The sequence below is a fragment of the Bacillus spizizenii TU-B-10 genome, from assembly GCF_000227465.1.
Classification (GTDB): domain Bacteria; phylum Bacillota; class Bacilli; order Bacillales; family Bacillaceae; genus Bacillus; species Bacillus spizizenii.
Genome location: NC_016047.1, coordinates 351,393 through 371,845 on the forward strand (window position 1 = coordinate 351,393; position 20,453 = coordinate 371,845).

A 20,453-nucleotide genomic window follows, 5' to 3' on the forward strand; every position below is an offset into this window, starting at 1 on the left:
AGGGCTTGTGATGTCCATCTCAACTAATGTCAACGTAGCCATATTGCGCCGCTAATAGGCGGGCATCTGGATTCTTCCAACTCAACAGGGCTTTAAAATTTAAACTGTATTTCTATGAGAACGAATTCTGTCAACGGTTAGAAGAAAACAGGAGGTCATAAAATATTCTCTTATGTGCATTGATTTCACCTACGGCGTTATAACTCTGTATTTTAAGCATCTGGTAAAGAAGGAAATCAACACAAATTTCCAAGAAGGTTTTAATGATGAATGATTCAAATTTGTTGTGAACGCACTATGTCACGGAGGACAAGATATTAGTCGTTCACATTTGCTGCTAGCCACCAGCCGCTAGGAAACCCGATTAAATCCTTTAGAAAGTCAGTAAGTCAATTGATGCCCCTTTTCTACAAAATCACTGCCGCGTCGTAGGCATATTATCAGTAAGCGCCCGTGTCTCTAATACCTTACCCTACCTTGGCTGACAGGATGACTTTTGTTACTATGTCAATCGTCCATTTTGAATGAGCCACCGTCTTTTTCTCTTTTTCTTACTCTTCTGCTATTAAAGTCCATGAGATCATTTGTGTCAGCAATATTAATCAATTCAGCAAAATTGACTTCTAGAAGAAGTATATATTCATTCATGATTTTTGCCCTTAGAAAGAGATGAACTAGAAAAGTTCCGTATGTTTGATTACTGTTTTTCCTCTTCAACGGTTTGTCGAAAGTCCGGATAGTAACCGAGTTTTCAGTTTTCATAAGGAGTGAGTGCAGGCTGTTCGACGCACTATAAATAAAAAGTCCTGATGTAATAGATTAAGACTCGTGAAAGCCTTTATAAGCTTTTTCCAATTCTATTAGGTCTTTTGTTTATGAGAAATAAACATTTGGATTATTTTTAGAGTTTTCAGCCAGAAAGAGGTTACAAATATTAGAGATGAAAGAATTTTTTACAATTAAAATAGGTATATAGGGATAAATCTAAAAACAAATGAAAGGATGAAAGTAGGTTTCTTTTAACAAAAATTCCTTGTTTTTTACACCACATATTTTCGGGTACAATTAATCAAAATATGGAACTCATGTTCGATTTTTCTAGGAAAAGAAAGGTGATTGCATATGTATACACTTCAAGAAATTAGTAAATCTAAAAGAAAAAAACTAGTGAAGAATATCGAGAAGCACTTAAAGAACTACAATAATTACAAAGTTGCCATCCTTAATCTAAGTAAACAGCTTGAATTCATAGCTACAAATGATAATTTGGAAATCTTTAAAGAAAGCGTCGATGATGACTGTGAGTTTCAGGAATCTGTAGATAAACTCGCCAGCGAGTTACAGCATATCAAACTTGTTAAAGATTCAATCGATATTTCATTATCAGAATTAACAGAACTAGAGTACAAATTCGTTCAATACCGGTATTTCAAGAATTGGACTATCGAAAAAAGTGCGCTAGAGATCGGTTATAGTGATAAAGCCCTGTTTGTAATACGTAACCAGGTAATGGATAAATTATTGATCAGCTTAGGAAGCGTTGTTTACATGTAAAACTTGATAGGGTTGTGCGAAACCAGATTTGTACATAAAGTCTTTGAAGTTGAAGATAGAAGTATAACTAAATATAAAAAAATACTTCTACCTTTTTCTTTAAAGTAATCTATTATTACTTTTAAAAATATAGCTCGAAAACTAATAGCGATAGATTTCATAATAAAGGAGATTTGATGATGGATAAAGGGACATTTGTTAGAACGTTCGTCTTGATCATAGCACTTATAAACCAACTGCTTACAATATATAACAAGTCACCTCTTCCTCTAGACAATGAACAATTGGAACAATTCGTATCCGTGGTATTCACCACAGTAGCAGCATTGGTAGCATGGTATAAAAACAATTATGTTACAAAAAAAGGGCACTCACAAAAACAATTATTGGAGGAGAAGAATTTAACTAAAGTCAAAAAAAAATAATCATAAGATCTGAAGCTCTCCTAAATAGGGGAGCTTTTTATTTATTACCTAGAATGAGGTACAGAAAAAATACAAAACTGAGGATTTAAAGACTGGGTTTCCAAAATATTATTACTGCCCATTGGTAAGGAATACACATCATCTTTGACAGAGCCTACCAAAGAGAGTAAGTCTATTATCTATCTAAAGGTATGAACTTCATAAAATGAATGAGAAGGAACACAAAAGTCAATTAGAGCATACTGCTTTTTTAACCTGTGCCTAAGAACCCAAGGTCAAATACTTTTTAGGTTCTTTTTTTTATTTTTATAGGATTTTTAGCTTACTTAATGAGTACTCTCAAACCTCATTTTAGTTTTAAGATAATTATGTACTCTTCCTCATGGGGACAAATAAAAAATTGGAGGTTTATTATGGCAACAACATATTCTACAACTACTTATACTGTTAAATCTGGTGACAATTTGGGAAGTATTGCCCAACGCTTTGGGATGACATTGTCAGAGATCCAATCACTGAATAACATTAGCAACCCAGATAAAATTCAAGTTGGTCAAGTATTGAAAGTTTACGCTAGTAGCAATGATTCTGGTAGTGGTGGCTCCACGCGAAAAACGATGACTTATACTATTAAATCTGGTGACAATTTGGGAAGTATTGCCCAACGCTTTGGGATGACATTGTCAGAGATCCAATCACTGAATAACATTAGCAACCCAGATAAAATTCAGGTTGGTCAAGTATTGAAAGTTTACACTAGTGGAAATGATTCTGATAGTGGTGGTTCCTCACGTAAAACAACCACTTATACTGTTAAATCTGGTGACAATTTGGGAAGTATTGCCCAACGCTTTGGGATGACATTGTCAGAGATCCAATCACTGAATAACATTAGCAACCCAGATAAAATTCAAGTTGGTCAAGTATTGAAAGTTTACGCTAGTAGCAATTCTGGTAGTGGTGGTTCCACACGAAAAACGACCACTTATACTATTAAATCTGGTGACAATTTGGGAAGTATTGCCCAACGCTTTGGGATGACATTGTCAGAGATTCAATCACTGAATAACATTAGCAACCCAGATAAAATTCAGGTTGGTCAAGTATTGAAAGTTTACACTAGTGGAAATGATTCTGATAGTGGTGGTTCCACACGAAAAACAACCACTTATACTGTTAAATCTGGTGACAATTTGGGAAGTATTGCCCAACGCTTTGGGATGACATTGTCAGAGATCCAATCACTGAATAACATTAGCAACCCAGATAAAATTCAGGTTGGTCAAGTATTGAAAGTTTACACTAGTGGAAATGATTCTGATAGTGGTGGTTCCTCACGTAAAACAACCACTTATACTGTTAAATCTGGTGACAATTTGGGAAGTATTGCCCAACGCTTTGGGATGACATTGTCAGAGATCCAATCACTGAATAACATTAGCAACCCAGATAAAATTCAAGTTGGTCAAGTATTGAAAGTTTACACTAGTGGAAATGATTCTGATAGTGGTGGTTCCTCACGTAAAACAACCACTTATACTGTTAAATCTGGTGACTATTTAGGAAGTATCGCTCAACGCTTTGGGATGACATTGTCAGAGATCCAATCACTGAATAACATTAGCAACCCAGATAAAATTCAAGTTGGTCAAATATTAAAAGTTTATGATAATGGTAGCGACGATGAGACTAAAGATAATGGTTCGACTCCAGATAAAGGAGATGGTGGTAAATCTGTATCTTATGTAACCGAGAGCCAGTTAAATCAAATCGGATGGTCAAGCTCGTTTATTTCAAAAGCTATGTTGGAAGATTTGAATAGTTGCTTAGAAAGATACAACATTACAACTAGATCGAGACTTTGCCATTTTATTAGCCAGTGTAGTCATGAATCCGGAGCTGGTCGATGGAGAAAAGAATTAGCATCTGGCAGAGCGTATGAGGGACGCAAAGATTTAGGTAATACTCAACCAGGTGATGGGCCAAAATATAAAGGAGCAGGTTATATTCAATTAACAGGGCGTTATAACTACTCACGATTCTCCAATGCAATTGGTGATCCTAAAGTTATAAGTCTAGGTGTTGATTATGTAGCTGATAATTATCCATGGAGTAGTGCTGGATTTTGGTGGCATTCAAACAATATGAATGCATTGTGTGACACTAATCCATCAGTTGAAGCAGTAACACGAAGAGTTAATGGCGGTTACAATGGATTAGAAGATCGTAGAATGTATTATAACAGATGTATTAAAGTATTCTAATTAATAGTATAAAATAGGACTTAACAGAGGGGCTGTTCAATGTATTGATGAACTGCCCCTTCTTTTGAGAAATGTTTGGCATTTTGATTTCATTAGTAGCGATTCCGATTAATGAATAACCATTATGTCAATAAGTCGCTTAATTTTTTTATCGTCGCCTGTATCAACGTACACTTTTTTTGTATTTTTAATAATATTCTCAGTCACTTTCTTCATTACGCCTTGATCTAAATTATCAGAGGAATCCCAGCGTAAAGGAACATTGTATACATTAATCGTACCATCCCCATTGCCACTATAAGTTACTGATCCATCCACTAATCGAGAACCTGCTAACTGGATAACATCTTCTGGATAGCTGGCACTCTTATCATCGTTAGGATTTATTGGTTCACCAGCCGAAATATGTCGAACATTTAATTCATCTATCTTCTGGTTTGCTCCAAGTTGCAGCCAAACTCGGGCATATTCGACTTTTTCAGAAGAGTATTCTGCCAGTATATTGTCACTTTCGCCTTTTGTCTCATGTCTCCCTTCAGAGGTTTCATTCGATTCCTCCGTTGAGGATTCTTTTGAAGAATTTTTATCCGAGTCTTTTGTTACAGACTCTTTAGTAGAATTTTCATCCGCACCTTTTGTTACAGGTTCTTTTGAAGAATTTTTCTCTGAACCCTTTGTTACAGATTCTTTTGAAGAATTTTCATCTGAATCTTTTGTTACAGATTCTTTTGCTCCTGTTGACTCCGATTCATTCTTGCCTATTTGGTTGCTATCTTCAGTCTCATCATTATTTTCTTCAGATTGTAAAGTAGATTCATTATCTGAAGGATTGTTTGTTTCTTCTTTCTTACTACCCGTACATCCAACGAGCATTAAGATGAGCAGCAGTAGGATAACATTACAATAAAAAATCTTTCTAAGTTTCTTCATTATCTCAATCCTCTCCTTCAACCAACAACATACCATATAGGAAAAACATGTCAAGTATCATCAAACCTAAAAGAGTATACTTTAGGGTTTGATACTGGGTATAATGACCTAATAACCTCCATTATTAAATAAAAAATAACAATAGTCGTTAAGTTAGTTGGCTACAAATAGCCTCTAGCTGTTATTTAAATGGGTGCCTTTACCTTTCTATGTTTGATACTTATAAATCACCATTCGAGACTTTTTTCATTTAACTCTTATTGGGGTATTTTCCTTTTGGCCTACCATATCATGTTGAAGTAGCTCCATTGCCGTTTCTGTGTACCTGAAAATAAAAAATTGAGTGAAGGTTTATATGCTTAAAACTCTCTATAATGCATAGTTTGCATTTGTTTAAATCCCGCTGACAAATTTCTATCATTTAATTACTTGATTACTGCTTATTAAAACAGTCTTCTGTAATTAAGTATAAATCCTTTAAAAACGTCTGAAAGGGGATTTTTTGGTCTTTGGAAGCAACAAAAAATCTTAAGCAGGGAGTCGGATAGAACATTCATCCTTACCTCCATGTACTGCTGTGTGTGCTGACGTTCACCAATTCTAGCCGGCTTGCTTTCGAGGAGAGATAGGGCTGTCCGTGGATTGTAATCGCCGTTTTATTTGTTCGTGCTTTCGTGCTGACTGCGATAATCGGTTTTAGGCAGTATATCTTCGTTTATACTTTGCTATTCACGCAGGGCGATTAGCCAATGCTGGGCAGGCGGTTAAAGGAAATGATGTCAAGTATGTTTAAAACACATAGCAGGTCAGTTGGAAAAAGCGGAGCGCCTTTTTTGCTGGCTTCAAATGGAGGAACTGCTAACAGAATCGGGGTTTACAGGTAAAGCGCGGTTCTTCAATGCTTATGCGATTGGCGGATGATTTGCAGTAAAGGATGGAGATTCATGTTGAAGAGCATATTGTCATTATTAGCGGTTATGGACATGTTGGCTCCCTCGTTATGTTTGATGAGGTCTTTTTTGTAAGCAGATGTCGCTACGGCAATTGATGTATTAGAATCTTCAAGGGATGAGACAAAATAAGAAATTCTTATTTTGTCTTTTTTAATAAAAATTTATTTTTCAAATATTTCAGTTATAATGGTTGGGAAACAGATAGGAGGGGCAAAGATGTATCAATCAAAGAAGGTTTTGTTGTTAGGTTCAGGTGAGTTAGGAAAAGAGGTAGTGATTGAAGCCCAGCGTCTTGGGGTACAGACGGTGGCAGTTGACAGTTACGAGCATGCTCCGGCGATGCAGGTCGCGCATAACAGTTATGTCGTTGATATGCTGGACCGCGAGCAGATCAGAACCATCATTGAGAAAGAAAAGCCGGATTTGATTGTGCCTGAGGTTGAGGCGATTGCGACAGATGAATTGCTGAAGCTTGAAGAGGAAGGGTTTCACGTCATCCCGAATGCGCGTGCGGCGAAGCTGACGATGGATCGGGAAGGCATCAGACGGCTGGCGGCAGAAACGCTCGGACTTGCGACGGCTGGCTATGAATTTGCGAATACATATGATGAATTTGTACAAGCGGCAGCTCAGATTGGCTTTCCTTGTGTCGTTAAACCTTTAATGAGTTCATCTGGAAAAGGCCAAAGCGTATGCCGCTCTGAAGCGGATTTAGAGAGCTGCTGGGAGACGGCGATGGAAGGCGGACGTGTGAAAAACGGACGCGTAATCGTTGAGGAGTTTATCCCATTCGAATCAGAAATTACGCTCTTAACTGTACGTGCGGTGAATGGCACGACATTTTGCGAGCCGATCGGTCATGTGCAAAAGGACGGAGACTATATCGAATCATGGCAGCCGCATGATATGACAGTGCAGCAAATGGAAGAAGCGAAGCATATTGCGAAAGCCATTACGGATGAGCTTGGCGGATACGGTCTATTTGGCGTTGAGCTGTTCCTTACGAAAGATAAAGTGTATTTCAGTGAGGTATCTCCTCGTCCTCATGATACGGGCCTTGTCACACTGGTGACGCAAAATTTGTCAGAATTCGCGCTGCATGTCCGGGCGATTCTCGGCTTTCCGATTACAGAAATCACACAGCTTTCTCCTGGCGCCAGCCGTCCCCTCAAAGCACCGGAAGAATTAGCGGATTACACTGTTGGAGGACTGGAAAACGCACTGGAAGTTCCAAAGACACAAGTTCGCGTCTTTGGTAAACCGATAACGAAAGCCGGACGCCGTATGGCGGTTGCGCTTTCTGCGGCGGATACAGTTGAAACAGCGAGAGAGAATGCAAAGAAAGCATTGGATCAGCTATCTATAAAATAGAGTTTAAGCGGGCCTTGTGTTGGACAAGGCCTGTTTTTTTCATTCCCGATAAAAGTTTTATCATAAGAATCGGAAACGTGATTATAATGTAAAAGTCTTCCATCGGTTAGGGTGGTTGACACAAAAGGAGGGAGATGACAAAATGAAATTAGTTCCAACATTCAGAAAACGATGGTTCTCTTACTTAACGGTTTTGTGCTTGGCATTGGCAGCGGCGGTATCTTTTGGCGTACCGGCAAAAGCGGCAGAGAACCCACAAATTTCTGTATCGAATACCGGTAAAGAAGCTGATGCCACGAAAAACCAAACGTCAAAAGAAGAACAGGTTTCCGCCCCTTATGAGGGAACCGGGAAAACAAGTAAATCGCTTTACGGCCAAACGGAACTGGAAAAAAACATTCAAACCTTACAGCCTTCAAGTATCATCGGAACCGATGAACGCACCAGAATCTCCAGTACAACGTCTTTTCCTTACAGAGCAACTGTTCAACTGTCAATCAAGTATCCCAACACCTCAAGCACTTATGGATGCACCGGATTTTTAGTCAATCCGAATACAGTCGTAACGGCTGGACATTGTGTGTACAGCCAGGATCATGGATGGGCTTCGTCGATAACCGCTGCACCAGGGCGCAATGATTCCTCATATCCTTACGGAACTTATTCAGGCACGATGTTTTACTCCGTCAAAGGATGGACGGAAAGCAAAAACACCAATTATGATTACGGAGCTGTTAAATTAAACGGTTCTCCGGGAAACACGGTTGGCTGGTACGGCTATAGGACAACAAACAGCAGCAGTCCCGTGGGCCTTTCCTCGTCAGTGACAGGATACCCGTGTGACAAGGTATTTGGCACGATGTGGTCTGATACAAAGCCGATTCGCTCTGCTGAAACGTATAAGCTGACCTATACAACCGATACGTACGGCTGCCAAAGCGGCTCGCCTGTGTATCGAAACTACAGTGATACAGGGCAGACAGCTATTGCGATTCACACGAACGGGGGATCGTCATATAACTTGGGAACAAGGGTGACGAACGATGTATTCAACAATATTCAATATTGGGCAAATCAATAAATACAGCAAACTAGCTATTTTCATGTCTATTTTGTTTTTATGCGGATGCAGTTCACAGACGCATTCTGCTCAGAAAGAAACGGCTATTCCTGTCACTCTTCATGTGGAGGATGCCAAGGGGCTGCCCGTCGAAGCGGTTCAAGTGACGATTGTCAAAGCACCGGCCTCAGACCAGGAGCCGAGTACAGAGATTGGCGAGATACTCGGTAAAACAGATAAAAACGGAGACATCAAATGGGATACAGGCAAAAAAGGTGACTACTCAGTCGCATTGACGAAGGGGGAAACATCAGTAACACATCACATCTCAATAACAGAGGATAAAAAAGATAAGATCATTCCTTTAGTTTTCAAAGAATAGGCGGTTTTCCTGATTTTATGGGAAATTGCCTTTTTTTATTTTCACAGGAAGACAAGCTATATACTGGAAATTTATAATATGAGATAATAAGAAATAGGTATTTTTTCTTACGAGACAAAAGGGGCATTATCCTTTATTTTATATCAATCAAACCCGGAGGAAAAAGAAGAAGATGACACAAGATTCGATGCAGCTTGCCGCGGCTGAAAGCGGTCTTCGCTTTTACCAGGCATATGATCAAAGCCTTTCTTTGTGGCCGATTGAGTCGGAAGCATTCTATGTTTCTACTCGTTTTGGAAAAACACATATTATTGCAAGTGGGCCAAAGGATGCACCTTCGCTCATTTTGCTTCACGGGGGCCTCTTCAGCTCTGCTATGTGGTATCCGAATATCGCGGAGTGGAGCAGTCAATATCGTACATATGCGGTCGATATAATAGGAGACAAAAATAAAAGTATCCCATCAGCTGCTTTGGATACGAGAGCTGATTGCGCAGAATGGCTGAAAGACGTCTTTGATTCTCTTAGACTTGAGACGGCACACCTGGCAGGCCTTTCGCTTGGCGGATCCCATATCGTGAATTTCTTGCTCCAAGCGCCTGAAAGAGTAGAGCGGGCGGTTGTTATGAGTCCCGCTGAAGCATTTATTTCATTTCATCCGGATGTCTATAAATACGCTGCAGGGCTTACGGGATCAAGAGGAGCTAATGCATATATTAAGTGGATTACCGATAGCCGTTATGATCTGCATCCTGTGCTGCAAAGACAAATTGTAACGGGCGTGGAATGGCAGGATGAACAAAGAAGCCTGAAGCCGACAGAAAATGGCTTTCCGTACGTGTTCACAGACCGGGAATTAAAATCGATAACGGTCCCGATACTTCTGATGTTCGGTGAGTACGATGTCATGTACCATCAGCAAATGGCTTTAGAACGGGCTTCAGTATTGGTGCCGGGAATTCAGGCTGAAATCGTGAAGAACGCCGGACATCTGTTATCTCTGGAGCAGCCAGAGTACGTCAATCAACGCGTCTTGTCCTTTTTAAGCGGGGAATAATATAGTAAGAAACATGAAAAGATTGGCATTCATTGTTCAAAAGGTAACAAATGTTGTATAATAATAGAATTTGAGTGCTGCTTTTTTGGGGGCATTCTATGTTATCATGCTTAGTAGAGAAAATTTTTCCTGTAACGCTATTCGATCCATATCGTCGAATGAGATAGATGGTTTTACAATTGGAGGTTTGGTTACACTGTGAATTATATCCCCTGTATGATTACGATAGGAAACTTTACTTGCGGACTGCTGGCGATTCATTCCTTGTTATATCACAACATCCATTCAGCAGTGCTTTTCATTTTTACCGGCATGTTTCTCGATTTCTTTGACGGGATGGCGGCACGTAAGCTGAATGCCGTTTCTGATATGGGAAAAGAACTGGATTCATTTGCTGATCTGGTGACATTTGGTGTGGCTCCTTCTATGCTTGCGTACAGTGTCTCATTATACGCCCTTCCGTTTATCGGGATTTTATGCGCATTGACGTACAGCATTTGCGGAATGCTTCGCCTCTCTAAATTTAACATTGAGCAAAGCAAGCTCCCGACCTTTATCGGAATGCCGATTCCATTTGCGGGCATGTGTCTCGTGATTCTAAGCTTTGTCTATAACCCGATCCTGCTGGCAATCGGCACTTGCGGACTTTCATATTTAATGGTGAGTAAAATAAAATTCCCTCACTTTAAAAAACATGCGGCAGAAAACCTGGAGTCTGAGAGATGGAATTAGTTCAGCAGCTCATAGCGGATTACGGTTATATCGCTATTTTTTTGATGCTGGTTCTAGGGATTGTTGGACTGCCGATTCCAGATGAAGTAATGATGACCGTCGTTGGTTACTTCACGCATACTGACGTACTGAATTATGAGCTTTCGGTTTTGATCAGCTTTGTCGGGGCTTTGTTAGGTATGCTGATCAGCTACATGATCGGCAGAAAAGCCGGGCGCCCGTTTATCGACAAGTACGGCAAGTGGGTCGGATTAAAAGAAAAGAGAATGATGAAAGTAGAAAAATGGATGAATAAATACGGCCCATATTCTCTTATATTTGGTTATTTCATTCCCGGCGTCAGACATGTAACGTGTTATTTTTCGGGAATCGGCAAAATGAACTTAAAAACGTATATTACGTTTGCGGCAATCGGCGCCTTTTTATGGTGCTTTATTTTTATTACAATCGGAAGGGTTATAGGGATTATTCATGTTTAATACGGCTGTAAAGATTCTGTATCGATCATTGATAGAGCTGACGAATCATCGTCTGTCATCCTATCTGATTAAAGGATTTTGCGAGTCTAAAATCAGCAAACCGGTCATTCCACTTTTCTCAAAACATTTTCGGCTGAATTGGGATGATGTGGACGGTACGGCCGCTGATTACGGTTCGCTGTCCGAATTGTTCATTCGACAGATTAATCTGGAGCGCCGCCCGGTGTCAAAAGAGGCTCATGCGGTAGTCAGCCCTGTTGACGGGGTGGTTCAGACAGTGGGAAAAATCAACCCGAATCAAACCTTTACGGTAAAGGGAAAAGATTACTCATTCGCTGAGCTGACCGGCTGTAAAAGCGCAGACCATCAATACAACGGCGGATACTTCATCGTGCTGTATCTAAGCCCGCGGCATTATCACCGTTTCCATTCTCCGATCAGCTGCAGGTATCAAAAGCTGGCCGAGCTTGGAAATCGCTCATATCCAGTAAATCAATTAGGGTTAAAATACGGAAAAGATGTGCTGTCGAAAAATTACCGGTTTGTGTACGAGCTGAATGGCGGTACTCGAAATGTCCTGATGATTCCTGTCGGCGCGATGAATATTAATTCTATCGTACAGACGAGTACACGGGACGAGCTGGAGATCGGCGAGGAGCTTGGATACTTTTCATTCGGCTCAACCGTCATTTTGATTTTTGAAAAAGACGCGTTCCAGCCGTCCGCCAATTTAACAGAAGGCCAGGAAGTCCAAGTCGGAGAACTGATAGGTTACGAAGAATAAAAAGAGGAGCTTGCATAAACTGCAGCGCCTCTTTTTTTGAAGAAAGGTGAAACTCATGGAGAAACAAATCATCAGCTGGATCACAGATTATCAGAACACGGGAGATGAAGCCGTCCTGCGGCAAGTGCGGGAAGCGTGCTGGCCAATTGTTGAAGCGGTTCTGCAAGAAAAGGCAACAGATGAAGAGCAAGCGAGTGATTTGCGCGAGAAAGGAATCGAGCGTTTTCCGTTCATCATCAGCAAATACCAAGCGGATGTGCAGCTTCCGGTTGAAACATTTTTACGAAATACGTATCGGTTTTACTTTCATCAGGTGATGAGAGGATCCAGCTAAAGCTTCTTTCAATAGAGAAGCTTTTTTTGTTGGTGAAAAAAGGAAACTTTTTCTGTATCAATCTCGTAACTACTAGAGAACTTTGCAGAAAAGGAGAGATAGAATTGAAACGAATGATAGTGAAAACGGCTCTGCCGCTGCTGATTGTCTGTCTGGTGTTTACTTCTTTTTCAGCCTCCGCCCGAGCTGCTTCTGAAGAAAAACATTGGAATCGCTGGATTGAACGACATGCACATCCGCTGGATTCTTCCGATGCCTCAAACAAAGACCTTCGCTTTCTAAAGAAGGTGCTGAAAGGAAAACGAATCGTTCAGTTAGGAGAAACCACACACGGCGCTGGCGAAATCAATGCAACAAAGGTCCGGTTGATCAAATACCTCCACGAAGAATTGGGATACGATGTATTGGCCTTTGAGTCTGGCTTTACCGATACAAATGCATCCTACCTTAATATGGACCAACTTACCTCTAAAAGCACGATGAAAAAATCCATTTATCCCGTTTGGCACACAGAAGATGTTGTTGAGCTGTTTGCTTACATGAAAGAGCAAAAAGAGAAAGGCGATCCGCTTATCCTTACTGGTTTTGATATTCAAAGCATGAAGAATTCATTCAATGATGCTGCAACCCAATGGGTAAAAGCTGTGGACCCTGAAAAAGCAGAGCTGCTCACCCAATCAGAAAATGACTTTTCAACATTGGTGACTAACAGCAACACGTTTGATGAATTTGCGCAAAAGAAAGAAACGCTCGTGAAAAACTATCAGGAGCTGATCAAGTTCGCTGAAACACATGCTTCAGAGCTAAAAGCACACCTTCCGAAAGAGCCGAAAGCTTATGAGATGTTTATGCATTCCCTTCAGCTAAGAATTGACGTAATGGAAACGTATATGCTGGAAGAAATGAAAGAAAAACTAAAGGATTATCCCGATAATATTGAGGATTTTTCATTCTATATGAGAGACCGCATGATGGCTGAACAATTTCAGTGGGTTGCGGAAACCCTTTATCCGAAAAAGAAGATCATTGTCTGGGGCCACAATTACCATCTTCGCAAACAGAATACCAAAATGATAAAGGACTGGGTACAGCTAAACGGCCCTAACATGGGTGATTATTTGCCGGAGCGGCTGAAAGAACAAACATATACGATTGGCATTTATGCATATTCAGGCGCCAGTCTCGATAGCGATAATAAGACCGTTACGCCGGTCACAAGCCCGCCGCCGTCTGGAAGTCTTGAAGCTTTGCTGAAAGCTGCGAACCATCCAGCTGTCTTTGTTGATTTTCTCCATACAAAAAACAAGAAAGGCACTTCGTGGATGTACACCACGCGGACAGTACTCTATTGGGGGATTACGGAAGAGCAGATGATCCTGAAGGAACAATATGACGGTGTCATTTGGCTGGAGCATATCACGCCATCAGTCATTATCAAGTGAGCAGCATCCCTCCTGTTATACTACAGGAGGCAGTTCAACTTATCATTTGATAGTTTTCAGATAACTACTTTTATTAGTAAGTTAATGGAAAATACCGTTGGTTATTAATAAATCCTTGTGCCGCTTGGGTTTGTAAGAGCTTGGATATTTTTATCAGTCTGTGCGGATATGTTCATCTTTGTGGCATTTTCCTGTATGATATAGTAAGAGTGTGCATAGCAACTAACTATAATCGAACAGGGTGTTTAAATCATGGAAAAACAATACAGAGTATTACTTTACTATAAATATGTTCCGATTGAAGATCCAGAGGCGTTTAGAGAGCAGCATCTGGCTTTTTGTAAGGAGCTTGGTTTGTTAGGCCGTATCCTTGTTTCTTCTGAAGGAATTAACGGTACGGTATCAGGTACGGTTGAGCAGACTGAAAAATATATGGAAACAATGAAAGCTGACCCTCGTTTTGCGGACATGGTATTTAAAATTGATGAAGCAGAAGACCATGCGTTCAAAAAAATCTTTGTCCGTCATAAAAAAGAGCTTGTAACGCTTCGTCTTGAAGATGATGTGGATCCGAACGAAACAACAGGTCAGCATTTGAAGCCTGCAGAATTTTATGAGAAAATGCAGGATCCAAACACAATTGTAATCGACGCGCGTAATGATTACGAGTATGATCTTGGCCATTTCAGAGGAGCAGTCCGTCCTGACATCGAGGCATTCCGTGAATTGCCTGAATGGATCGAAGAACACAAAGACATGCTTGAAGGCAAACAGATTTTAACGTACTGCACAGGCGGCGTGCGTTGTGAAAAATTCTCAGGCTGGCTGGTGAAGCAAGGCTTTGAAGATGTAGCACAGCTTGACGGCGGAATCGTGACATACGGAAAAGATCCTGAGGTTCAAGGCAAGCTGTGGGACGGCCAGTGCTACGTCTTCGATGAAAGAATCAGCGTGCCTGTCAACCGTGTCGAGCATGTGATTGTCGGAAAAGACTACTTTACAGGTGAACCGTGTGAGCGTTATGTGAACTGCGCAAATCCATCTTGCAACAAAAAAATGATATGCACACCGGAAAATGAGTATAAATATATGCGCAGCTGCAGCCACGAATGCCGCACGAACCCAAGAAACCTGTATGTTTCAGAGCACAATATGACAGAAGAAGAAGTGAACGCAAGACTGGCAGCGATTGAAAAAGAAGAGCACGCTGCTGCTGAATAATCGAAAGAACACCTCGGGAATGAGGTGTTCTTTTTTTATACGCTCTCGGTTTGTCCGTTTGCAGAGGCCCATTCTTTTTCGCGGAAGGCCTTTTCCCATTTTGACACCACGATGCAGGCCATCGCATGCCCCGGTACGTTCACGCCTGTTCTCGCCATGTCCATGACACGGTCAACGCCCGCAATAATGGCGACGCCTTCAGCAGGAAGCCCTACAGCATTGGCAGTTGCCAGAAGAACAACAAGCGAGCCGGACGGAACAGCTGCAATGCCTTTACTTGTCATGACAAGCACAAGCATCATCAGCAGCTGCTGAGACAATGTCATGTCTACATGAAAGGCCTGCGCCAGAAAAATACAGGAAACCGATAAATATAAGCTGGAGCCGTCACAGTTCAGTGACAAGCCGGAGGGAACGACAAATGATACCACTCGTTTCGGGCAGCCGTATTTCTCCATTCTGTCCATCAGCTGGGGGAGAATGGTTTCGGTGCTGGTGGTGGAAAACGCGATCAAAAACAGATCCCATATCATTTTTAACACTTCGAAATACTTAATATGAAAGATGAGACCGACAAGCGGAAAGAGGACAAAGAGGATCAGGAACAGACCAAGGAATACCGTGCCAACCAGTTTAAACATAGGGAGGAGGAGTTCGATGCCATATTGGCCTACAGAGGCTGCCATCAGGGCTAACACGCCAATAGGAGCAGTCACCATAACGATTTGCGTGAGTTTGAACATAATTTGAGCGGTGGATTCAAAGAAATTCATCACTGGTTCAGAGGCTTTGCCAATGCCGGCCGCGGCGACACCAAACAAAATCGCAAAGAAAATAACGGCAAGCAAATCATTTCTGGCCATGACATCAATAATGTTTGTAGGAATAATATCGAGGATCATTTGTTTGAAATTAACAACTTTGTCTGTGTAGCCGGAAAGTTCATTGATATCTTTTTTCGCCAAATGGGAGAGGTCAAGCCCGACACCCGGTTTTAAGACATTCGCTAATACAAGTCCAAGCCCCAATACCAATGTGGTAATCACTTCAAACCAAATGATCGTCTTGATGCCGAGACTGCCCATTTTTTTCATGCTTCCGCTTCCTGCAGCTCCGATGACAATGGTAGAAAACACAATCGGCACGACAATCATTTTAATTAAACGAATAAACCCATCTCCGACAGGCCTCAGCGCCATCCCGAAATCAGGAAAAAAATGGCCGACCACTGCGCCGACAGCCAAAGCGATTAAAATTTGGAACGCGATCAATTTTTTCAAATGAATCCCCCTTTTCATGATGATAGGATGAGGCATATTCATATCATTCGTAAATCAAATGAAAACACCTTATTTCAAATTTTATTTTGATAGCGCTTTCATTATGTTGGCGAAAAAGTCCCCCGCATCAGGGGGGACTTTCTTACTTCATTTGAATGTGCTTCATATCTTCTTCAGATACATTTGTGAAAATAACCGGTGTCACAGCGGATGCGGCATGCTGCTTGATGTAATCGAGATCAAATGTAAGAAGCAGTTCGCCTTGTTTGACGGCTTGTCCGCTCGTCACATGTGCTTCAAAGCCTTCCCCGCTCAATTTGACGGTATCAATGCCGACATGAATCAGAATTTCGGTGCCTCCGGCGCTCATAAAGCCGATGGCGTGCTTCGTCGGGAAAATGGAGACGATTTCGCCGTCCGCAGGGGCGACGACTTTTCCTTCTGATGGATCAATCGCAAACCCCTCGCCCATCATTTTTTCTGAAAAGACTTGATCAGGCACGTCCGTCAGAGAGACCGTTTCTCCCTCGAGCGGATAAATAAAGGTCTCACCGGAAGCAGGCTTCTGCTGTTTATCGGTCTCTGTTTCAAGCGTGGCGGCGGTGTCGGGGACGCCTCCGGCAATGATCGTTTTGATGTCGTCTTTTAAGGCATCGGATTTTGTTCCGAATATCGCCTGGAAGTTGTTGTTGACTTCCAGCACACCTACTGCACCAAGCCGTTTTAACTCATCCTTGCTGACTTGGCTCGGCTGATGAACGGTCACACGAAGTCTTGTAATACACGCATCCAGGTTGGTGATATTTTGCTGTCCGCCCAAGGCCTGCAGCACGTGAAAGGCAAGCTGGTCTTTTGCGACAGGAGCTTTTGCCTCAGTCTGATCGGCTTCATCTGTTTCACGGCCGGGTGTTTTCAAGTTCCATTTCAAAATTGCAAATCGGAACAAATAATAATAAATGAATGCAAACACGATCCCGACAGGAATGACAACCCAGCCGTTTGTCGACAGCCCGTAGTTCAAGACGTAGTCAATGCCGCCGCCTGAGAACGTATAGCCGTGGCGGACATGGAATAAATCACAAACGACAAAGATGACGCCGGCGAGAATAGAGTTAATTAAATAAAGCACGGGCGCAACGAACAAGAAAGAAAACTCAACCGGCTCTGTAATGCCTGTCAGCATAGATGTGAGCGCCGCAGAAATCATCACGCCGGAGATCATTTTCTTCTTTGCTGGACGCGCGGTATGGATAATGGCAAGAGCAATTGCCGGCAGACAGAAAATCATATAAGGGAAATCTCCCATCATAAAGCGCCCAGCTGTCGGGTCTCCTGCGAAAAACCTTGTCAGGTCGCCGGTTACGGTGCTGCCTGTTGTCGGGTCTGTGTATTCTCCCATCATAAAATAGAAAGGTGTATAAAAAATATGATGCAGGCCAAAAGGAATCAGCAAACGATAGATCGTTGCATAGAAGAACAGGCCGACTGTTGAATCGGCAATTAAACTGCTGGCTGCGTTAATTCCGTTTTGGATCAGCGGCCAAACAAATGAGAAAATCACGCCGATTACCAATGAACTGATGGAAGTAATAATCGGGACAAACCGTTTGCCTGAGAAAAATCCAAGGACCGGATGCAGCTCGATGGATGAAAAACGCTTATATAAATATGCGGCAAGAAGCCCGATGATGATGCCTCCGAATACCCCCATATCAATGAGGTGCTCGGCTCCTTCATAAGGAGGCTGAAGGCCGAGTAATTTTCCCATGTTGTCGAGGGTGACGGTCAAAATTAAATATCCAATGACAGCGGCAAGTCCGGCTACACCTTCGCCGCCGGCTAAACCGATCGCGACCCCCACGGCGAAAATCAGCGGCAGGTTATCGAATACAACGCCGCCGGCATCCTTTATAATAGGGATGTTCAGTAAATCCTTGTCACCGAAACGGAGCAAAAGACCGGCTGCCGGCAGGACGGCAACCGGAGTCATCAACGCGCGGCCAAGCTGCTGCAGAATTTGAAATGCCTTTTTAAACATGACAGTCTCCTTTTATTGTTTTATGAGTATGATGTATTCTTTAATTTTTGAGCTGCTTTTTGATCGGCGATAACGGTTACATGATTGTGTTTTTGAAGAATTGAGGCTGGTACATCTGTCGTGACAGGACCTTCAGCCATCTTTTGAATGGCATCTGCTTTTTCTTCGCCGCTGGCTAAAAGCACAATATGTTTGCTGAATTCCATGATGGTTTTAATGCCCATAGAAATCGCGAGTCTCGGCACCAGCACAGGATCACCGCCGAAGAATCTGGCATTTGCCTGTATCGTGCTTTCTGACAGCTTAACAACTCGTGTCCGATCCTCAAAATCAGATCCCGGTTCATTAAAACCGATGTGGCCATTGGCGCCGATGCCGAGAATTTGAGCATCAATGCCTCCCGCCTGACGAATGAGATCCTCGTATACCTTGCATTCAGCCTCGAGCTGCGGATTGTCTCCTTGCGGGATATGGATATGGCCAGGCTGCATATTAATATGCTGAAAAAGATGCTCATGCATAAAATGGTTATAACTTTGCGGATGAGATGGAGAGAGACCAGCGTATTCATCCAAATTAAATGTAGTAACCTTTGAAAAATCGATTTCACCTGCCTGATAGTCTGAAATCAGCTGCTTGTATAAGCCGACCGGCGTGCTTCCTGTTGCAAGGCCGAGAACGGCATCTTTCTTAGCCTGTACCTGTTCTTTAATAATGTTAGCGCTTAACTTACAGAGTTCTTCATAGTGCTCGGCGATCAGAATCTTCATGTGACACCCCCTCAAAGAGATAGACAAGCACCATATTTGTTATGTCAATTTATGATACTTGTCATTACGAATTTAGCACCACCGTTATCAAACTGTCAATATTAATTTCTGAAAATTTGTTATAAAAGAAGGATACAAATCTTTCATATTGGGCTGGCAAATGGTATTATGGTCTCAATCAAAAAGAACGGTTTGCATACAGAATGGGGAGAATGAAATGACAGCTTTATATTCTGTTATCAAGTTTAAAATCATTGAATTAATTAAGTCGGGCAAGTATCAGGCGAATGATCAGCTGCCGACGGAGAGCGAATTTTGCGAACAATATGATGTCAGCAGAACAACTGTGAGACTGGCCCTGCAGCAGCTTGAGCTTGAGGGATATATTAAGAGAATTCAAGGAAAAGGAACATTTGTATCGGCAGCAAAAATACAAACGCCGATTCCGCATAAGATTACGAGCTTTGCAGAACAAATGAGGGGCCTGCGTTCTGAATCAAAAGTGCTTGAGCTTGTGGTGATTCCGGCTGATCACTCCATTGCCGAGCTTTTGAAAATGAAAGAGAATGACCCTGTCAACAAGCTTGTCAGGGTCAGATACGCCGAGGGGGAGCCCTTGCAATATCATACCTCATATATTCCCTGGAAGGCTGCACCGGGGCTGGCACAGGAGGAATGCACCGGCTCGCTGTTTGAATTGTTAAGGACAAAATACAATATTGAAATCAGCAGAGGCACGGAATCAATCGAGCCAATTCTAACCGATGAAACGATCAGCGGCCACTTGTTAACCAATGTCGGAGCGCCTGCGTTTTTATCAGAATCCCTTACCTATGATAAAAATGAAGAAGTGGTGGAATATGCGCAAATTATTACGCGGGGAGACCGAACGAAATTCACCGTAGAACAGTCATATCATTCATAAAGTGATGCGTGATCAGAAAAGAATGGTGGTTCTATGTTTCTATTGATAAATGGAAAGGCGCTGTGGGGGGCTGTGATTGCTGCATTCATCCTTTCAATCGTGTTTTACCCTTTTCTTCCGGCTGAGATGCCGATTCATTATGATGGAACGAACAGTCCGGATCGGACGGTTAACAAGCTGGCGGGGACTATGATGCTGCCTGTTTTGATGGTGGTGTTTGCATGGGCGCGGAAGATCAATTGGCAGTTTGTGTTCGCAGTGTATATTTTGCTGATTTGCCATATCGTCGTCCTGTATTTAGCAGTCTAAATTCAGACAGCCGGAATGAATCTGGCTGTTTTTCTTTAATTTCAGCTTCATCTGACAATGAATGTGGTGTATAATAGCTGATGATCCTAAAGAATATTCTGAAATTTATAGGTGTGGAGCGGCGTATGATAAAAGGAGAAGCT

The 20,453-nt window shown here is 42.0% G+C and carries 20 protein-coding genes; 15 read left to right on the forward strand and 5 right to left on the reverse strand.

The window, feature by feature from the left end; all coding sequences use genetic code 11:
- Positions 1–507: 507 nt before the first annotated feature.
- Positions 508–648 (reverse strand): hypothetical protein, encoded by a 141-nt coding sequence (locus GYO_RS43865; RefSeq protein ID WP_014112487.1) that lies wholly within the window; start codon positions 646–648, stop codon positions 508–510.
- A gap of 474 nt (positions 649–1,122) precedes the next feature.
- Here GYO_RS43865 and GYO_RS23635 point away from each other — a divergent pair, with 474 nt between their 5' ends.
- The 3 genes from GYO_RS23635 (at position 1,123) to GYO_RS43100 (ending at position 4,243) form a co-directional block, all read left to right on the forward strand.
- Positions 1,123–1,554, forward strand: a complete 432-nt coding sequence (locus GYO_RS23635) for a hypothetical protein (RefSeq protein ID WP_014112488.1) — start codon at positions 1,123–1,125, stop codon at positions 1,552–1,554.
- 179 nt (positions 1,555–1,733) lie between these two features.
- Entirely contained in the window at positions 1,734–1,979 is a 246-nt protein-coding gene (locus tag GYO_RS23640) for a phage holin (protein ID WP_041520842.1), read from the forward strand.
- Between the two features lie 413 nt (positions 1,980–2,392).
- Positions 2,393–4,243, forward strand: a complete 1,851-nt coding sequence (locus tag GYO_RS43100) for a LysM peptidoglycan-binding domain-containing protein (RefSeq protein ID WP_052303541.1) — start codon at positions 2,393–2,395, stop codon at positions 4,241–4,243.
- A 108-nt stretch (positions 4,244–4,351) separates the two neighbouring features.
- On the opposite strand, the gene GYO_RS23655 is transcribed toward GYO_RS43100, so the two are convergent.
- On the reverse strand, positions 4,352–5,173 hold the full coding sequence (locus GYO_RS23655) for a YdeJ family lipoprotein (RefSeq protein ID WP_014112491.1): 822 nt from the start codon (positions 5,171–5,173) through the stop codon (positions 4,352–4,354).
- 1,169 nt (positions 5,174–6,342) lie between these two features.
- On the opposite strand from GYO_RS23655, the gene purT reads away from it, so the two are divergent.
- From purT to trhO, 10 genes are all read left to right on the forward strand, one after another.
- Positions 6,343–7,497 (forward strand): phosphoribosylglycinamide formyltransferase 2, encoded by a 1,155-nt coding sequence (gene purT, locus GYO_RS23660; RefSeq protein ID WP_014112495.1) that lies wholly within the window; start codon positions 6,343–6,345, stop codon positions 7,495–7,497.
- A gap of 142 nt (positions 7,498–7,639) precedes the next feature.
- Positions 7,640–8,578: an extracellular metalloprotease Mpr gene (gene mpr, locus GYO_RS23665; RefSeq protein WP_014112496.1), complete on the forward strand. Its 939-nt coding sequence runs from the start codon at positions 7,640–7,642 to the stop codon at positions 8,576–8,578.
- On the forward strand, positions 8,541–8,939 hold the full coding sequence (locus tag GYO_RS23670; RefSeq protein WP_014112497.1) for a YbfJ family protein: 399 nt from the start codon (positions 8,541–8,543) through the stop codon (positions 8,937–8,939). The genes mpr and GYO_RS23670 overlap by 38 nt, the downstream gene beginning before the upstream one ends.
- Before the next feature lie 172 nt (positions 8,940–9,111).
- On the forward strand, positions 9,112–9,996 hold the full coding sequence (gene cesB / locus GYO_RS23675) for an enantioselective carboxylesterase CesB (protein ID WP_014112498.1): 885 nt from the start codon (positions 9,112–9,114) through the stop codon (positions 9,994–9,996).
- Between the two features lie 198 nt (positions 9,997–10,194).
- Positions 10,195–10,728 (forward strand): CDP-diacylglycerol--serine O-phosphatidyltransferase, encoded by a 534-nt coding sequence (pssA, locus tag GYO_RS23680; RefSeq protein ID WP_041520843.1) that lies wholly within the window; start codon positions 10,195–10,197, stop codon positions 10,726–10,728.
- Positions 10,719–11,207, forward strand: coding sequence for a DedA family protein (locus GYO_RS23685; RefSeq protein WP_041520844.1), 489 nt, complete (start codon positions 10,719–10,721; stop codon positions 11,205–11,207). The genes pssA and GYO_RS23685 overlap by 10 nt, the downstream gene beginning before the upstream one ends.
- Positions 11,200–11,991 (forward strand): phosphatidylserine decarboxylase, encoded by a 792-nt coding sequence (locus tag GYO_RS23690; protein ID WP_014112500.1) that lies wholly within the window; start codon positions 11,200–11,202, stop codon positions 11,989–11,991. The genes GYO_RS23685 and GYO_RS23690 overlap by 8 nt, the downstream gene beginning before the upstream one ends.
- 55 nt (positions 11,992–12,046) lie before the next feature.
- Positions 12,047–12,325: a hypothetical protein gene (locus GYO_RS23695; protein WP_014112501.1), complete on the forward strand. Its 279-nt coding sequence runs from the start codon at positions 12,047–12,049 to the stop codon at positions 12,323–12,325.
- Positions 12,326–12,429: 104 nt separating this feature from the next.
- Positions 12,430–13,767, forward strand: coding sequence for an erythromycin esterase family protein (locus GYO_RS23700; RefSeq protein WP_014112502.1), 1,338 nt, complete (start codon positions 12,430–12,432; stop codon positions 13,765–13,767).
- A gap of 252 nt (positions 13,768–14,019) precedes the next feature.
- Positions 14,020–14,988: an oxygen-dependent tRNA uridine(34) hydroxylase TrhO gene (trhO, locus tag GYO_RS23705; protein WP_003223769.1), complete on the forward strand. Its 969-nt coding sequence runs from the start codon at positions 14,020–14,022 to the stop codon at positions 14,986–14,988.
- A 35-nt stretch (positions 14,989–15,023) separates the two neighbouring features.
- Here trhO and gltP read toward each other — a convergent pair whose 3' ends face one another.
- The 3 genes from gltP to nagB form a co-directional block, all read right to left on the reverse strand.
- Positions 15,024–16,268, reverse strand: a complete 1,245-nt coding sequence (gltP, locus tag GYO_RS23710; RefSeq protein ID WP_014112503.1) for a glutamate-aspartate/proton symporter GltP — start codon at positions 16,266–16,268, stop codon at positions 15,024–15,026.
- Positions 16,269–16,410: 142 nt separating this feature from the next.
- Positions 16,411–18,306 carry a glucose-specific PTS transporter subunit IIBC gene (ptsG, locus tag GYO_RS23715; RefSeq protein ID WP_014112504.1) on the reverse strand — a complete coding sequence of 632 codons (1,896 nt, stop codon included), beginning with the start codon at positions 18,304–18,306 and terminating at the stop codon, positions 16,411–16,413.
- A 20-nt stretch (positions 18,307–18,326) separates the two neighbouring features.
- Entirely contained in the window at positions 18,327–19,076 is a 750-nt protein-coding gene (nagB, locus tag GYO_RS23720; RefSeq protein WP_014112505.1) for a glucosamine-6-phosphate deaminase, read from the reverse strand.
- A 217-nt stretch (positions 19,077–19,293) separates the two neighbouring features.
- On the opposite strand from nagB, the gene gamR reads away from it, so the two are divergent.
- The gene (gamR, locus tag GYO_RS23725) at positions 19,294–20,001 is read left to right on the forward strand and encodes a transcriptional regulator GamR (RefSeq protein WP_014112506.1); all 708 of its coding nucleotides are present in this window, start codon (positions 19,294–19,296) and stop codon (positions 19,999–20,001) included.
- A 33-nt stretch (positions 20,002–20,034) separates the two neighbouring features.
- Positions 20,035–20,310: a DUF1648 domain-containing protein gene (locus GYO_RS23730; protein WP_014112507.1), complete on the forward strand. Its 276-nt coding sequence runs from the start codon at positions 20,035–20,037 to the stop codon at positions 20,308–20,310.
- Positions 20,311–20,453: the final 143 nt, after the last annotated feature.

Coding starts and splice junctions, on each gene's coding strand:
- purT (WP_014112495.1), top strand. CDS start 6,343: ATGTATCAATCAAAGAAGGTTTTGTTGTTAGGTTCAGGTGAGTTAGGA.
- ptsG (WP_014112504.1), bottom strand. CDS start 18,306: ATGTTTAAAAAGGCATTTCAAATTCTGCAGCAGCTTGGCCGCGCGTTG.
- GYO_RS43865 (WP_014112487.1), bottom strand. CDS start 648: ATGAATGAATATATACTTCTTCTAGAAGTCAATTTTGCTGAATTGATT.
- GYO_RS43100 (WP_052303541.1), top strand. CDS start 2,393: ATGGCAACAACATATTCTACAACTACTTATACTGTTAAATCTGGTGAC.
- trhO (WP_003223769.1), top strand. CDS start 14,020: ATGGAAAAACAATACAGAGTATTACTTTACTATAAATATGTTCCGATT.
- mpr (WP_014112496.1), top strand. CDS start 7,640: ATGAAATTAGTTCCAACATTCAGAAAACGATGGTTCTCTTACTTAACG.
- GYO_RS23640 (WP_041520842.1), top strand. CDS start 1,734: ATGGATAAAGGGACATTTGTTAGAACGTTCGTCTTGATCATAGCACTT.
- GYO_RS23695 (WP_014112501.1), top strand. CDS start 12,047: ATGGAGAAACAAATCATCAGCTGGATCACAGATTATCAGAACACGGGA.
- cesB (WP_014112498.1), top strand. CDS start 9,112: ATGACACAAGATTCGATGCAGCTTGCCGCGGCTGAAAGCGGTCTTCGC.
- GYO_RS23670 (WP_014112497.1), top strand. CDS start 8,541: ATGTATTCAACAATATTCAATATTGGGCAAATCAATAAATACAGCAAA.
- GYO_RS23690 (WP_014112500.1), top strand. CDS start 11,200: ATGTTTAATACGGCTGTAAAGATTCTGTATCGATCATTGATAGAGCTG.
- GYO_RS23730 (WP_014112507.1), top strand. CDS start 20,035: ATGTTTCTATTGATAAATGGAAAGGCGCTGTGGGGGGCTGTGATTGCT.
- GYO_RS23655 (WP_014112491.1), bottom strand. CDS start 5,173: ATGAAGAAACTTAGAAAGATTTTTTATTGTAATGTTATCCTACTGCTG.
- gamR (WP_014112506.1), top strand. CDS start 19,294: ATGACAGCTTTATATTCTGTTATCAAGTTTAAAATCATTGAATTAATT.
- GYO_RS23635 (WP_014112488.1), top strand. CDS start 1,123: ATGTATACACTTCAAGAAATTAGTAAATCTAAAAGAAAAAAACTAGTG.
- GYO_RS23685 (WP_041520844.1), top strand. CDS start 10,719: ATGGAATTAGTTCAGCAGCTCATAGCGGATTACGGTTATATCGCTATT.
- nagB (WP_014112505.1), bottom strand. CDS start 19,076: ATGAAGATTCTGATCGCCGAGCACTATGAAGAACTCTGTAAGTTAAGC.